General features: G+C 70.1%; 13 protein-coding genes and 1 riboswitch. Of the genes, 11 read left to right on the top strand and 2 right to left on the bottom strand.

Going from position 1 to position 15,230, the window contains the following annotated elements:
* Positions 1–315: 315 nt before the first annotated feature.
* From clsA to AAHZ94_RS13105, 10 genes are all read left to right on the top strand, one after another.
* Entirely contained in the window at positions 316–924 is a 609-nt protein-coding gene (gene clsA / locus AAHZ94_RS13150; protein ID WP_349993026.1) for a cardiolipin synthase ClsA, read from the top strand.
* Between the two features lie 117 nt (positions 925–1,041).
* On the top strand, positions 1,042–3,537 hold the full coding sequence (locus AAHZ94_RS13145; protein WP_349993025.1) for a sugar phosphate nucleotidyltransferase: 2,496 nt from the start codon (positions 1,042–1,044) through the stop codon (positions 3,535–3,537).
* Positions 3,538–3,709: 172 nt separating this feature from the next.
* Entirely contained in the window at positions 3,710–4,636 is a 927-nt protein-coding gene (locus tag AAHZ94_RS13140; protein WP_349993024.1) for a DUF881 domain-containing protein, read from the top strand.
* A complete protein-coding gene (locus AAHZ94_RS13135) occupies positions 4,633–4,965 on the top strand; it encodes a small basic family protein (protein WP_176165418.1) in 333 nt (110 codons plus the stop codon). The genes AAHZ94_RS13140 and AAHZ94_RS13135 overlap by 4 nt, the downstream gene beginning before the upstream one ends.
* A gap of 518 nt (positions 4,966–5,483) precedes the next feature.
* Entirely contained in the window at positions 5,484–6,242 is a 759-nt protein-coding gene (locus AAHZ94_RS13130; RefSeq protein ID WP_349993029.1) for a DUF881 domain-containing protein, read from the top strand.
* Positions 6,243–6,375: 133 nt separating this feature from the next.
* The gene (locus AAHZ94_RS36435) at positions 6,376–7,203 is read left to right on the top strand and encodes an FHA domain-containing protein (protein WP_502964660.1); all 828 of its coding nucleotides are present in this window, start codon (positions 6,376–6,378) and stop codon (positions 7,201–7,203) included.
* Positions 7,204–7,228: 25 nt separating this feature from the next.
* Positions 7,229–7,969 carry a transcriptional regulator FtsR gene (gene ftsR / locus AAHZ94_RS13120; protein WP_349993023.1) on the top strand — a complete coding sequence of 247 codons (741 nt, stop codon included), beginning with the start codon at positions 7,229–7,231 and terminating at the stop codon, positions 7,967–7,969.
* 53 nt (positions 7,970–8,022) lie between these two features.
* Positions 8,023–8,496 carry a bifunctional nuclease family protein gene (locus AAHZ94_RS13115; protein ID WP_014044725.1) on the top strand — a complete coding sequence of 158 codons (474 nt, stop codon included), beginning with the start codon at positions 8,023–8,025 and terminating at the stop codon, positions 8,494–8,496.
* Positions 8,497–8,664: 168 nt separating this feature from the next.
* The gene (locus tag AAHZ94_RS13110) at positions 8,665–9,279 is read left to right on the top strand and encodes a MerR family transcriptional regulator (RefSeq protein ID WP_349993022.1); all 615 of its coding nucleotides are present in this window, start codon (positions 8,665–8,667) and stop codon (positions 9,277–9,279) included.
* Between the two features lie 35 nt (positions 9,280–9,314).
* A complete protein-coding gene (locus AAHZ94_RS13105) occupies positions 9,315–10,898 on the top strand; it encodes a DNA polymerase IV (RefSeq protein WP_349993021.1) in 1,584 nt (527 codons plus the stop codon).
* Here the strand turns inward: AAHZ94_RS13105 and AAHZ94_RS13100 are convergent.
* Entirely contained in the window at positions 10,790–11,191 is a 402-nt protein-coding gene (locus tag AAHZ94_RS13100; RefSeq protein WP_349993020.1) for a PRC-barrel domain-containing protein, read from the bottom strand. The genes AAHZ94_RS13105 and AAHZ94_RS13100 overlap by 109 nt on opposite strands.
* Positions 11,192–11,320: 129 nt before the next feature.
* Positions 11,321–11,419, top strand: a riboswitch (glycine riboswitch).
* A gap of 185 nt (positions 11,420–11,604) precedes the next feature.
* Between AAHZ94_RS13100 and gcvP the strand changes: the two genes are divergently transcribed.
* A complete protein-coding gene (gcvP, locus tag AAHZ94_RS13095) occupies positions 11,605–14,490 on the top strand; it encodes an aminomethyl-transferring glycine dehydrogenase (protein WP_349993019.1) in 2,886 nt (961 codons plus the stop codon).
* Positions 14,491–14,699: 209 nt separating this feature from the next.
* Here gcvP and AAHZ94_RS13090 read toward each other — a convergent pair whose 3' ends face one another.
* On the bottom strand, positions 14,700–14,906 hold the full coding sequence (locus tag AAHZ94_RS13090) for a DUF5999 family protein (RefSeq protein ID WP_349993027.1): 207 nt from the start codon (positions 14,904–14,906) through the stop codon (positions 14,700–14,702).
* Between the last annotated feature and the right edge of the window lie 324 nt (positions 14,907–15,230).

The following is a 15,230-nucleotide window of genomic DNA, read 5'->3' as shown; positions in this document are numbered from 1 at the left end:
AGTAGGACGCCGCCGAACTCCTTTTGATAGAAGCCTCGTTACGGACATGGTTCGTAACGGGGCTTCTATGCGTTGTGAGGGGGGCTTAGTGGGGATGGATTTCCCTGCCAAGCCCCCCTTTTTTTGCGTTTAATGCTGTCGTGCCGGTCGATGGGGAAGCGCTCGCTGAGTCGGGCGCATGTAGTTGGTGCTGGATTTGTTGGTCCTGACCGGGTGGTGGTGAAGGGCGCTCGCGCGTACCCCTGTGCGCGAGGGGGCTCCGCATGCGGGTAAAGTCGGGACGCATCATTGGCACGTTCCACAGGAGGCCCCCGGGTGGAGGTCCAGGAGACGCGCGTTCAAACTGACCGCGTACTCACCATCCCGAACATCCTCAGCATGGCACGCCTCGCCGGCGTGCCCGTGTTCCTGTGGCTCATTCTGTTGCCCGAGTTCGGCGGTCCCAAAGCCGACGGATGGGCGCTGCTGGTGCTGATGTTCAGCGGGATCAGCGACTACCTCGACGGGAAACTCGCTCGCCGGTGGAACCAGATCAGTAGCCTCGGTCGACTTCTCGACCCGGCTGCCGATCGGCTCTATATCCTCTCCACCATCGTCGGCCTGACCTGGCGGGAGATTCTGCCGCTCTGGTTGACCATCGCGCTTCTCGCGCGCGATCTGCTGCTCCTCGTGATGGTCGGCGTCCTGCGTCGCCACGGCTATCCGCCGCCCCAGGTGAACTTCCTCGGCAAGGCGGCGACCTTCAACCTCATGTACGCATTCCCGCTCCTCCTTCTGAGCGATGGGAGCGGCTGGCTGTCGACGCTCGCTGCTATTTTCGGATGGGCGTTCGCAGGATGGGGTACAACGCTCTACTGGTGGGCAGGAATCCTCTACGTGGTTCAGGTCCGTCGGCTCGTCAAGGCGGACGCCACGGCCGGCTGAGCTCGCTGATGCGCCAGCCCTAGAGGGGCCGAAGCTGCCCCGACCTGAACTCCAGTGCGTCATCTGGATGGGCGAAGTCGGCATGACCGTCGTCTCTTCAAGGAGGACGCTTCCGACATGAAGGCCGTCGTGATGGCCGGTGGCGAGGGAACTCGCCTTCGGCCGATGACTTCGAGCATGCCCAAGCCATTGCTGCCGGTAGCCAATCGGCCAATCATGGAGCATGTACTGCGCCTGCTCAAGCGGCACGGTCTGAGTGAGACCGTGGTGACCGTGCAGTTCCTCGCCTCACTAGTACGGAACTACTTCGGAGATGGCGAAGAGCTCGGGATGGAGCTCACATACGCCAACGAGGAGAAACCACTCGGCACCGCGGGAAGCGTCAAGAACGCCGAGGAAGCGCTGAAGGACGATGCGTTTCTCGTTATTTCCGGCGATGCGCTCACCGACTTCGATCTGACCGAGCTGATCAACTTTCACAAGGAAAAGGGTGCGCTCGTCACGGTCTGTCTGACCCGGGTGCCCAACCCACTGGAATTCGGCATCACCATCGTCGACGAGGGCGGTCGGGTCGAGCGGTTCCTGGAAAAGCCCACCTGGGGACAGGTCTTCTCCGACACCGTGAACACCGGTATCTACGTCATGGAGCCCGAGGTCTTCGACTACGTCGAAGCCGACACCTCCGTCGACTGGTCGGGTGACGTCTTCCCACAGCTCATGAAGGAAGGCAAGCCCATCTACGGCTACGTCGCCGAGGGCTACTGGGAGGACGTCGGCACCCACGAAAGCTATGTGAAGGCGCAGGCAGACGTCCTGGAAGGCAAGGTCGACGTCGAGATCGACGGCTTCGAGATCTCGCCGGGCGTCTGGGTTGCTGAAGGCGCGGACGTACATCCCGATGCGGTACTGCGCGGCCCGCTCTACATCGGCGACTACGCCAAGGTGGAGGCGGGCACCGAGATCAGGGAACACACCGTCGTCGGCTCCAATGTGGTGGTCAAGAGCGGGGCCTTCCTGCACAAGACGGTCGTGCACGACAACGTGTATGTGGGGCAGCAGTGCAATCTGCGTGGTTGTGTCGTCGGTAAGAACACCGACATCATGCGCGCCGCCCGGATCGAAGACGGCGCGGTCATCGGCGACGAATGCCTGATCGGTGAGGAATCGATCGTCCAGGGCAATGTCCGCGTCTATCCCTTCAAGACCATCGAGGCCGGCGCGTTCGTCAACACCTCGGTGATCTGGGAATCGCGAGGACAGGCCCACCTCTTCGGCGCGCGCGGCGTCACCGGCATCCTCAACGTCGAGATCACGCCGGAACTCGCCGTGCGCCTGGCGGGGGCGTACGCGACGACCCTGAAGAAGGGCGCGACCGTCACCACGGCCCGTGACCACTCCCGCGGTGCCCGTGCGCTCAAGCGCGCCGTCATCTCCGCGCTCCAGGCCAGTGCCATCGACGTACGCGATCTGGAGAACGTGCCGCTGCCCGTGGCGCGTCAGCAGACCGCCCGCGGTAGCGCCGGCGGGATCATGATCCGTACGACGCCCGGCGTACCCGACTCGGTCGACATCATGTTCATCGACGAGCGGGGCGCTGACCTCTCGCAGGGCGCCCAGCGCAAGCTGGACCGGGTGTACGCGCGCCAGGAGTACCGCCGTGCGTTCCCCGGCGAGATCGGTGACCTGCGGTTTCCCGCCAGCGTCTTCGACTCGTACACCGGTTCCCTGCTCCGCGCGGTGGACACCACGGGGGTGTCGGAGGCGGGGCTGAAGGTCGTGGTCGACGCCTCCAACGGCAGTGCGGGGCTGGTGCTGCCGAGCCTGCTCGGCCGGCTCGGTGTGGACGCGCTCACCATCAACCCCGGGTTGGACGAAGCGCGGCCGACCGAGACGGCCGAGGCCAGGCGGTCGGGCCTGGTGCGCCTCGGTGAGATCGTCGCGTCCGCGCGCGCGGCCTTCGGCGTCCGCTTCGATCCGGTGGGCGAGCGGCTCTCGCTCGTGGACGAGCAGGGGCGGATCGTCGAGGACGACCGTGCGCTGCTGGTCATGCTCGATCTGGTGGCCGCCGAGCGGCGCAGTGGGCGGGTCGCCATGCCCGTGACGACGACCCGGATCGCGGAACAGGTCGCCGCCTACCACGGCACGCAGGTCGACTGGACGACCACGTCGCCCGACGACCTGACCCGGGTGGGCCGCGCGGACACCACGATCTTCGGCGGGGACGGGCGCGGCGGGTACATCATCCCCGAGTTCAGTAGCGTCTTCGACGGCACAGCCGCCTTCGTACGGCTGATCGGCCTGGTGGCGCGTACCCAGTTGACGCTGAGCCAGATCGATGCGCGCATCCCGCGCGCCCATGTGCTCCGGCGTGATCTGGCCACTCCCTGGGCGGTCAAGGGCCTGGTGATGCGCAAGGTCGTGGAGGCGGCGGGGGAGCGCTCGGTGGACACCACCGACGGCGTACGGGTCGTGGAGGCCGACGGCCGCTGGGTGATGGTGCTGCCCGACCCGGCGGAGGCCGTCACGCACCTGTGGGCGGAGGGCCCGGACGACGCCTCGGCGGGGGCCCTGCTCGACGAGTGGGCGCACGTCGTGGACAACGCGGGCAACTGATCCCCCGCGGGGTCCGCGCCGGGCCCGCAGCGGCTGAACGGCGCCGTACCGGCGGGGTGTACGACCCGCGGACGGCTTGATCGAGTCGAGGGCGTCGCCGCCCCCGGCCCCGCTCCGGCACGCCGGGGGGGCCATTCGGTGGCGGCGCCCCCGACGTGCGACGATGTGCGGCATGCCGCAGCCGCCCCCCATTCGGAGCACCGCGTCGCAGCGCCCGCGCCCCGACGCGTCCATGTCGCTGCTGACCAATGTGATGGACCACAGCCTCGATGACGGCTATGCCGAGGCGGCGGCCCGGCGTGAAGCCGAGGGGAAGCAGGGGCTGCCGCGTACGGTCAGTGCCAAGCTCTGGCTCGCGGTCGGTCTCGTCCTCACCACGGTGGTGGTGACCATCGGAGCGGCCGAAACGCGGATAGCGGCGCCCACCGTGGCCAAGGAGCGCCAGGAGCTCATCGACCGGATCGAGTCGGAGACCGCCGCCGCTGACGAGTTGGAGGACAACGTCGACGCGCTGCGCGACGAGGTCGGCGACCGGCAGCGCAAGGTACTGCCGAAGCAGAGTGGCGGCAAGGGCGAACTGGTGGCGCTGCTCGCCGGTGCAACCGAGGTGCAGGGCCCGGGAGTCAAGCTGGTCGTCGATGACGCCGAGGACGCCGGCGGCGGTGGTGGCGGTGGCGGGCCGCGCGAGAGCAACGGGTTCTCGAACACCGGGCGGGTGCGGGACCGCGACATGCAGCGCGTCATCAACGGTCTGTGGCAGTCAGGGGCTGAGGCCATAGCGATCAACGGCCAGCGGCTGACGGCCCTTTCGGCGATCAGGGCCGCGGGAGACGCCATACTGGTCGACAACAGGCCACTGGTGCCGCCGTATACGGTGCTCGCAGTGGGCGATGGACCACGTCTGCGTGCGACCTTCGAGTCCAGCGCGGACGGCCAGTACCTCAAGGTGCTGCAAGAGAATTACGACATTCGCGTGCGGACTTCCCTCCAGGACGAGATGCGGCTCCCGGTCGCGCCGAGCCTGATCGTACGCAGCGCGGAGCCATATGCCGGTGCCGCGGACAAGAACGACACCGACACAGGAAAGGGCACATCTTGATCGCCGTACTGGGCCTCGTCGTGGGAGTCGTGGTCGGACTCGTGGTCCGCCCCGTCGTACCGAACGCCGTCGAGCCCTACCTGCCGATCGCCGTCGTGGCCGCACTCGACGCGGTCTTCGGTGGCTTCCGAGCGATGCTCGACGGGATCTTCGACGACAAGGTCTTCGTCGTCTCCTTCCTGTCCAACGTCGTGGTGGCCGCCCTCATCGTCTTCCTCGGCGACAAGCTGGGCGTCGGCGCGCAGCTCTCCACCGGCGTGGTGGTGGTGCTCGGCATCCGCATCTTCTCCAACGCAGCCGCGATCCGACGGCACATCTTCAGGGCGTGAGGCCGATGTCTGACGACGAGACCCCCAAGCCGCCCGAGCAGTCGTCGGGCCCGGGCCCGGGCCAGGGCCCGGGCGACCGGCAGCCGGCCGCGGGCGGGAGTGGATCGGGCACCGCGCCCGACCGGCCCGCCCGGGCCGACCGGCCCGAGCAGCCGCAGCGGCCTGCTCAGCCCGGTCGAAACGAGCGGCCCCAGCGGCCTGCCCAGCCTGACCGACCCGAGCGGCCCCAGCGGCCTGGCCGACCCGGGCCGCCCGCCCGGCCCACTCGACCCGAGCGGCTGGCTCAGCCTGACCGGTCCGGGCAGCTCGCCCGGCCGGAGCGGCCCGTCCAGCCCACCCGGCCTGAACGGCCGGATCAGCCCGAGCCGTCAGAGCAGGCCGCCAGGCCGGAGCAGCCGGCCAAGTCCCAGCAGCCGGCCCAGACGGGCCAGCCAGCCCGTCCGGGGCACGGCAAGGAGCACGGGCACCGGTTCGCCGGGCTGCGTCGGGAGCTGCCGGCAGAGCGGCCCGCGCCGCGCATCAGGCAGCCACTGCCCGAACCGCCAGTGCCCGACCGGTCCATGACGGGACGTCAACGGCTGCTGGCGAGCGTCTGGCCACCCCGGGTGACCCGACCGCAGCTCACCGTGGCCCTGCTGCTGTGCGTGCTCGGGCTCGGCCTCGCGATCCAGGTGCGGTCGACCAACGAGAACAGCGTGCTGCGCGGGGCCCGGCAGGAGGACCTGGTACGCATCCTCGACGAGCTGGACGACCGGACCCAGCGCCTCGAAGACGAGAAGCAGCGCCTGGTCGGCCAGCGCACCGAGCTGGAGAACAGCTCGGACCAGGCCGAAGAGGCCCGTAAACAGACCAAGGCCAAAGAGCAGCAACTGGGCGTGCTCGCGGGTACGGTTGCGGCGCAGGGGCCCGGCATCACGTTGCGCATAACGGACACGCACGGTGCGGTCGAGGCCGACATGCTGCTCGACGCGATCCAGGAGTTGCGGGCAGCGGGGGCCGAGGCCATCCAGATCAATGACGTACGGGTCGTGGCCGACACGTACTTCACCGACGCGGACAGCGCCGTCGAGATCGACGGCCGCCGGGTGTCACAGCCGTACACGTTCACCGTGATCGGCAAGCCCGAGGATCTTGAGCCCGCGCTCAATATTCCTGGTGGAGTGGTACAGACTCTGGAGAAGGAGCGCGCGAACGTGTCAGTGAAGCGGCACGAGAAGATCGTCGTGGACGCCTTGCGGTCGGCGAAGCGGCCTGACTACGCTCGGTCGTCATCGTGATGAGCGGGGGACGCATGAGGCGCCCGGGGCGCGGGTGCCGCGTAGCGGGGGGTCGGCGCACCAGATACGTGGTGCGTGAGGGAAACTGTCTGATGGTCACGGACGTTGTGAGGGTGACCGGGTCAGCCGGTGTGTGCATCGAGGGTTTGTCCTGCCCCACGGGCGGGTCTGTTTCAGTCAAGGGGAATCGCCCGTGAAGTTGTTTGCGAAGTTGTTCGGCAAGAGCGCACGCCAGGAGGGCGGCACCGCCCGCCATCGGGGGCGCGACGCCGAAGGAGGCGGGGCTCAGGAGGAGCGCCCGCTGTTCCGGGACCAGGTCGGTGACCTGCCCGGTGGTCACGGCGCGTCGTCTGTTGACCCCGCCGGAGCCGGAACCATAGGTTTCGGCCAATCATCAGCCTCAAGTACGGGTGGAGGGTCTGGGTTGCCTGTGTGTCCCAGGTGTGGGCATCAGACCGGCGCTACGAGCAAGTTCTGCTCCAACTGCGGCACGCCGCTGCGCCCGGGTGCCACGCCCGAGCGGGCCTCGGAGACGACGTCCACCATTTCGATCTCCGGCCTTGAGGCGTACGACTCCGAGACGACCGGGCAGACCCAGCTCCCGTCGCTGTCGCCGGAGGCCCAGGCCGCGGTGGACGCGCTGCCGGTGGGCTCGGCGCTCCTGGTGGTCAGGCGCGGTCCGAACTCGGGCAGCCGGTTCCTGCTGGACAGCGAGCTGACGACGGCTGGCCGTCACCCGAACAGTGACATCTTCCTGGACGACGTCACCGTGTCGCGCCGGCACGTGGAATTCCGCCGCGGCCAGGACGGTAGGTTCTCCGTCGCCGATGTCGGCAGCCTCAACGGCACGTACGTCAACCGTGAGCGGATCGACTCCGTGCTGCTCAACAACGGCGACGAGGTGCAGATCGGCAAGTACCGACTGGTCTTCTACGCCAGCCAGCGAGGGTTCGGCATCTGAGTCACCTCGGCGCCAGGGAAGGTTCATGCGTCACTCACCGACGGGCGGTGCCGGACACGGCGCCGCCCCAGCGGACGGCCGTCTGCTCAGCATCGGCGCCGTACTGAACCTCCTGCGCGACGAGTTCCCCGAGGTCACGATCTCAAAGATCCGTTTCCTTGAGGCAGAGGGACTGGTCGAGCCGCAGCGCACCCCCTCCGGGTATCGGAAGTTCTCCCGGGCGGACGTGGAGCGGCTCGGCCATGTGCTGCGTATGCAGCGCGATCACTACCTCCCGTTGAAGGTCATCAGGGAGCACCTCGACGCCCTGGAGCGGGGTGAGCAGGTGTCCCTGCCGGCCCCCGCCCAGCCGCGTGACCTGCTCGACGGGGAGCTGGCGCCGGCGCCTGAGCCGACGGCGGCGAGGCTCGGCCGTGCGGAGCTGCTGGCCGCCGCCGAGGTGGACGAGGGCGAGCTGGCCGAGTGGGAGTCCTACGGGCTGCTCAGTGCCGCTCCTGACGGCGGCTATGACGCCGGGGCGGTCACGGTGGCCAAGCTGATCGCCGATCTGGGCCGCGCGGGTCTTGAGCCGCGTCATCTGCGGGCCATCAAGGCGGCGGCGGAGCGGGAGGCCGGGCTGGTCGAACAGCTCGTTGCACCCCTTCGGCGGCATCGCAATCCGCAGACCAGAGCCCACGCGGAGGCCACCGCGCGAGAGCTCGCCGGACTGTCCGTACGGCTGCACGCGGCCCTCGTGGAAGCAGCCCTGCGGGTCAGGTTGCACTGAGTGCAGGGGTGCCCGACTACCCAAACCGGCCGGGCAGGTCCTAGGGTTGCTGTGTGAATGAGCTCGACGTCGTGGGTGTCCGGGTGGAAATGCCTTCCAACCAGCCGATCGTGCTTCTCCGTGAAGTGGGAGGCGACCGGTACCTGCCCATTTGGATTGGGCCGGGAGAGGCGACTGCCATCGCCTTCGCGCAACAGGGCATGGCCCCTGCGCGACCGCTGACGCATGACCTTTTCAAGGACGTGCTGGAGGCGGTGGGCCAGGAGCTCACCGAAGTCCGCATCACGGACCTGCGGGAGGGCGTGTTCTACGCGGAGCTGGTGTTCGCCAGCGGCGTGGAGGTCAGCGCCCGGCCGTCGGACGCCATAGCGCTGGCGCTGCGTACCGGCACGCCCATCTACGGCAGCGACGGTGTGCTGGACGACGCTGGCATCGCCATTCCTGACGAGCAGGAGGACGAGGTCGAGAAGTTCCGCGAGTTCCTCGACCAGATCTCGCCGGAAGACTTCGACACCAACAGCCAGTGAGTCGCTGGCGGTAGCGGCGTCGGGATATTCGGGGAGCCGTTCCCCGGAACGCGTCACGGTAAACCACTCCCAGGGTGATTATCACTCGGCGTGCCGAGTGTGGCGATCGTTGACGCGCCCCGGGTGACTGCCTACCGTCGACAGGGCAGGTCAAGGACGGAGGTCGGCGTGAGAAGCACCGGCGACGGCACGGCGGCGGGCGGTCCGTATCCGCTGTACGGGGGCGGGGCCGCAGCGGCGCCCGGGCAGCCGACCGCGGCACGAGCCGCAACACCCGACGAGCCCGCGTCCGACGACGTCGGCTACCGCGGCCCCACCGCCTGCGCGGCGGCGGGCATCACCTACCGGCAACTCGACTACTGGGCGCGAACCGGCCTCGTCGAGCCGAGCGTCCGGCCCGCGTACGGCGCCGGCAACCAGCGGCTGTACAGCTTCCGCGACGTGGTCGTCCTCAAGATCGTCAAGCGTCTCCTGGACACCGGGGTATCGCTCCAGAACATCCGCCCCGCGGTGCAGCACCTGCGCCAGCGCGTGGGCGCCGACCGCGCGCCGATGACGCTGATGAGCGACGGCGCGATGGTGTACGAGTGCACGTCGCCGGACGAGGTCGTGAACCTCCTCCAGGGCGGCCAGGGCGTCTTCGGCATCGCCGTCGGGGTGGTGTGGCGGGACGTGGAGTCCGCGCTGGCCCAACTGCACGGCGAGCGCGTGGACACCGGCGAGACCCTCACCCGGCACCACCCGGCCGACGAGCTCGCCAGGCGGCGCAACCGCGCGGTCTAGGCCGATTGTCAGAGGCGTACGGCACCATCGTGGGTGTGAGGGGTGCGCCGACGATTCTGCATCTGGACATGGACGCCTTCTTCGCTGCGGCGGAGCAGGCGGCCAAGCCGAGCCTGCGTGGCAAGCCGGTGATCGTCGGCGGCCTCGGGCCGCGCGGTGTGGTGTCCACCGCTTCGTACGAGGCGCGTGTCTTCGGTGTGCACTCCGCCATGGCGATGGCGCAGGCCCGGCGGCTGTGCCCGAACGCCGCCTACCTCACCCCCCGCTTCGCGTTGTACCGCCAGGTCAGCGAGGTCGTGATGCGCCTGCTCGCGGCGCTGTCGCCGCTGGTGGAACCGCTCAGCCTGGATGAGGCGTTCGTGGATCTGGAGGCCGGCGGGGTGGAGCCGCGGACGCAGGCCGCCCGGGCGGTGGGGGAGCGGCTGCGCAGGGACATCGCCGCGGCGACCGGGCTCTCCGGGTCGGTGGGGCTGGCCGGCTCCAAGATGCTCGCCAAGATCGCCTCCGAGCAGGCCAAGCCCGACGGCCTGGTGGTGATCGAGCCGGGCACGGAGCTCGCACTGCTGGGGCCCATGTCGGTGCGGGCCATTCCCGGGGTGGGGCCGGCGACGGCCGAGGCGCTGCGCAGGGCCGGCATCCACACCGTGGGTGAGACGGCCGAGGCGGGTGAGGCCGAGTTGGTCAGGTTGCTCGGCAGGGCGCACGGGGCCTCGCTGTTCGCGTTGGCCAGCGGGCGGGACGAGCGCCCCGTGGTCGCCGAGCGGGACACCAAGTCGGTGTCGGTCGAGGACACCTTCGACGAGGACCTGACGGACCGCTCCCGGGTGCAGTTCGAGGTGGACCGGCTCGCCGTCCGGTGCGTCGAACGGCTGCGGGCGGCCGGCAGATCGGGTCGTACGGTCGTACTGAAGGTGCGGCGTTACGACTTCTCGACGCTCACCCGCTCCGAGACGCTGCGCGGCCCGACGGACGACCCTGCGGTCGTGCGGGAAGCGGCCAGGCGGCTGATCGACGCGGTGGAGACGGCCGAGGGTGTGCGGCTGCTCGGCGTCGGCGTCACGGGGCTGGCCGACTACACCCAGGAGGACCTGTTCGCCCAGGCGGCCACCGAGCGCGAGGCGCTGGCGGGCGAGCAGCAGGGGCGGGGCGAGCAGGCCGGTGCCGGGGGCTCCCGGGGGGCCGCAGCGGCCGAGAGCGGCGCACCCGGGCCGCTCGCCGGCCCTGCCGAGCCTGAGCGACCCGAGCCGCCCCGGCGCTGGCTGCCGGGGCTGGACGTCGTGCACGCCGAGTACGGCGCCGGCTGGGTGCAGGGCAGCGGCGTCGGCCGGGTGACCGTGCGGTTCGAGGAGCCGTGGTCGGCCCCGGGCCGGGTGCGGACCTTCGCCGTCGACGATCCGGACCTCACGCAGGCCGAGCCGCTGCCGCTGATCCGCCCCGAGACAGGGCCCGCCGCGCCGGACCCCGAAGCGTCGTGTGACGCGGGGGAGCCGGTGGCGTCCCGGCCGGTGCCTCAGCCGCCCGAAGCCGTCCCCCCCCCCTCGTCCGAACCGGCGATATGCCCGAAGCCGGTGTCCGGCGGCGGGGTGGGAGCGCTGCGCCGCGAGGTGTCGAGCCCGTAGTGCCGGTAGAGCTGGACCTCCTGCTCGGGTGAGAGGTGCCGGCCGACACCGAGGTCGGGCGCACCCTTGATGAGCGCGCGGTCGAAGGGCACGCGCAGGACCTCGTCGACCACCTCGCTCGGCTCCAGGGGTACGAAGACGTCCCGCCCGAACAGGCCGGTGCGCACCGCCGCCCACTCGGGTGCGCCGGTCGCGTCGTCGAGGTAGACCTCGTCCACGGTGCCGATCTTCGTGCCGTGGCGATCGAACGCCTTGCGGCCTATCAAGTGCCTCGGATCGGTGTCCGTCTGCACCGTCCATCACCTCCAGCAAGGTCGTGACTGCCCTATGACACCTACGTAAGGGCACATCATGCCCACCGGCCACTTGAGGAAGCAGAGGAAGCAGGTGAAAACGTCGCTGGTAGGCTGGTCCGTGGCTGTCGACCCCGTGCGGGAGAGCCCTCCGCCGCAGGTAGGCGGGGGCGCCGAAGGAGCAAATCCTCCCCGGAATCTCTCAGGCACACGTACCGTACGGACGAGGTCACTCTGGAAAGCAGGGCGGGTCACGGACTGGCATCAGCCCGGAACCCGTCCTCACCGACGGTGAAAGCCGGGCCGCGATGCGGGCCGGTGAAGCTCTCAGGTCGCGATGACAGAGGGGGAGGCCGTTCGGGCACCAGCGCCATGGTGCCCCCGAAGGTCGTATGACCAGGAGGCCTCCGCAGATGACTGCACACCGCATCTCCCTGACCGAGTTGGAGCGCGGCACGCCCTTCGACGAGCGTCACATCGGGCCCGACCGTGAGGCACAGGCCAAGATGCTGGCCCAGGTCGGCTTCGGCTCGCTGGACGAGCTGACCGCGGCTGCCGTGCCCGACGTGATCAAGAGCGCCGAGGCGCTGCGCCTGCCCGACGCCAGGACCGAGCCGGAGGTGCTCGCCGAACTGCGTGCGCTGGCCGACCGCAACCAGGTCGTCACGCCCATGATCGGCCTCGGCTACCACGGCACCTTCACGCCGCCGGTGATCCTGCGCAACGTGATGGAGAACCCGGCCTGGTACACCGCGTACACCCCGTACCAGCCGGAGATCTCGCAGGGGCGCCTGGAGGCGCTGCTGAACTTCCAGACCATGGTCGCGGACCTGACCGGGCTGCCCACCTCCGGCGCCTCGCTGCTCGACGAGGGCACCGCGGCGGCCGAGGCCATGGCGCTCTCGCGGCGTGTGGGCAAGGTCAAGAACGGCGTCTTCCTGATCGACGCGGACTGTCTGCCGCAGACCATCGCCGTGATCCAGACCCGCGCCGAGCCCACCGGTGTGGAGATCGTGGTCGCCGACCTGTCCGACGGCATCCCGGACGAGGTCGCCGAGCGCGGCGTCTTCGGCGTCCTGCTCCAGTACCCGGGGGCCTCCGGCGCGGTGCGCGACCCGCGGGCGATCATCGAGCGGGCGCACGAGCTCGGCGCGGTCGTCACGGTCGCCGCCGCCCTGCTCGCCCTCACGCTGCTCACCTCGCCCGGTGAGCTGGGCGCCGACATCGCCGTCGGCAGCACGCAGCGGTTCGGCGTGCCGATCGGCTTCGGCGGCCCGCACGCCGGCTTCATGGCCGTCGGCGAGAAGTTCGCCCGCAGCCTGCCCGGCCGACTCGTCGGCGTCTCCGTCGACGCGGACGGCGACAAGGCGTACCGGCTGGCGCTCCAGACCCGCGAGCAGCACATCCGCCGCGAGAAGGCCACCAGCAACATCTGCACCGCCCAGGTGCTGCTCGCCGTGATGGCGGGCATGTACGCGGTCTACCACGGCCCGGACGGCCTGGCCGCCATCGCCCGCCGTACCCACCGCTACGCCACGGTGCTCGCCGCCGGGCTGCGGGCCGGCGGGGTCGAGGTCGTGCACGGCGCCTACTTCGACACGCTCACCGCGCGGGTGCCGGGGCGGGCGGCCGAGGTCGTCGCCGCGGCCCGCGAGGCCGGCGTCAACCTGCGGCTGGTCGACGCCGACCAGATCGGCATCGCCTGCGACGAGACCACCGGCCGCGCGGAGCTGGCCGCCGTGTGGGGCGCCTTCGGCGTGCAGGCCGATGTGGCGGAGCTGGACGCGGGCGTGGCCGACGCGCTGCCGCAGTCGCTGCTGCGTACCGACGCGTACCTCACGCACCCGGTCTTCCACCAGCACCGTTCCGAGACGGCGATGCTGCGCTACCTGCGCAAGCTGGCGGACCGCGACTACGCGCTGGACCGGGGGATGATCCCGCTCGGCTCCTGCACCATGAAGCTGAACGCGACCACCGAGATGGAGCCGGTCACCTGGCCGGAGTTCGGTGCGCTGCACCCGTTCGCGCCGATCGAGCAGGCGCAGGGCTATCTGACTCTGATCAAGGAGCTGGAGGACCGGCTCGCCGAGGTCACCGGCTACCACAAGGTCTCCATCCAGCCGAACGCCGGTTCGCAGGGCGAACTCGCCGGGCTGCTTGCGGTGCGCGCCTACCACCGGGCCAACGGCGACGAGCAGCGCACGGTCTGCCTGATCCCCTCGTCGGCGCACGGCACCAACGCCGCCAGCGCCGTGATGGCCGGAATGAAGGTCGTCGTCGTCAAGACCGGCGACGACGGCGAGGTGGACACCGCCGACCTGCACGCCAAGATCGAGAAGCACGCCGACGAACTGGCCGTGCTGATGGTCACCTACCCCTCCACCCACGGGGTGTTCGAGGAGCACATCAGTGACATCTGCGCCGCCGTGCACGACGCGGGCGGCCAGGTGTACGTGGACGGCGCCAACCTCAACGCGCTGGTCGGGCTGGCGAAGCCGGGCCGGTTCGGCGGCGACGTCTCGCACCTGAACCTGCACAAGACCTTCTGCATCCCGCACGGCGGTGGCGGCCCCGGCGTCGGCCCGGTGGGCGTGCGCGAGCACCTGGCGCCCTACCTGCCCAACCACCCGCTCCAGCCCGCGGCCGGCCCCGAGACCGGCGTTGGCCCGGTGTCGGCGGCGCCGTGGGGATCGGCCGGCATCCTGCCCATCTCCTGGGCGTACGTGCGGCTGATGGGTGCCGAGGGGCTGCGCCGGGCCACCCAGGTCGCGGTGCTCAGCGCCAACTACATCGCCAAGCGCCTTGAGCCGCACTACCCGGTGCTCTACACGGGGCCGGCCGGTCTGGTGGCGCACGAGTGCATCATCGACCTGCGGACGCTGACCAAGGAGACCGGCGTCAGCGTGGACGACGTGGCCAAGCGCCTGATCGACTACGGCTTCCACGCGCCGACGATGTCCTTCCCGGTCGCCGGAACGCTCATGATTGAGCCGACCGAGAGCGAGAACCTGTCCGAGCTGGACCGGTTCTGCGAGGCGATGATCGCCATTCGTGCGGAGATCGCCAAGGTGGGTGCGGGCGAGTGGGCGGCCGACGACAACCCGCTGCGGAACGCCCCGCACACGGCGGCGATGGTCGGCGGTGCCTGGGACCACGCGTACAGCCGTGAGGACGCCGTGTTCCCGGCAGGTGTGGTGGCCGCGGACAAGTACTGGCCCCCGGTCCGCCGCGTAGACGGCGCGTTCGGCGACCGTAACCTGGTCTGCTCCTGCCCGCCGGTGGACGAGTACGACGGCTGACTGAGGCCGTCTGGTGCGGGGTGACCCGCGCCTGAGCATGCGAATGGGGCCGGTTCGGCGTTTGCCGGGCCGGCCCCTCGTGGTGGTACCGCGCGTGGTGTGCGCGTCGTAGCTCAGGGCGTCGTCGTACGGGCGGGTGCCTGCTGGCGGTCCGTCGCGGTGCGGCGCCGTGGTGACCGGCGCCGGTGCGCCGATCGAGATGGTGCCCGTTACGCGGCCGTCATCACGTGCTCGGTGCCCAGCGGCCGGTGCGGGGCGATGACCTGCCCGTTCGGCAGCAGCTCGCCGGTGTCCTCGAAGAGCAGGACCCCGTTGCACAGCAGGCTCCAGCCCTGCTCGGGATGGTGGGCCACGAGATGGGCCGCCTCCCGGTCGGCGGACTCTGCTGTCGGGCACGGCGGTTGGTGCTGGCACATGGTGGAGGTCTTTCGCTGCGATGTGGTGGCTGTCCTGCGGCTCGGTGCGGTGTCCATTGCCGCCCCCCGTAACTGTCGGTTGGTCTCAGTCTTGCCCTGCGAGCGTCATTTCGCAGGCATTTAGCGGCAGCGCTTCTTCTCGTAGGGAAGACGCGTCACCCATCGGGATGGTTGTCGCTGGGTGGGTCATCCCAGCGGGTGGTCCGTGGTAGTCGACTCGCACTAGTCCATTCGGTGGACCAGCGCGGACCGTGACGAAGCGGGTGGGGGGGCCCCCCCCGCCGGGGGGGGGGGGGGGGCGGGGGGGGGGGGGGGGGGGGGGGG

Source organism: Streptomyces sp. HSW2009 (assembly GCF_040240285.1).
GTDB lineage: Bacteria > Actinomycetota > Actinomycetes > Streptomycetales > Streptomycetaceae > Streptomyces.
This window is presented reverse-complemented; position numbering and strand designations above follow the sequence as displayed.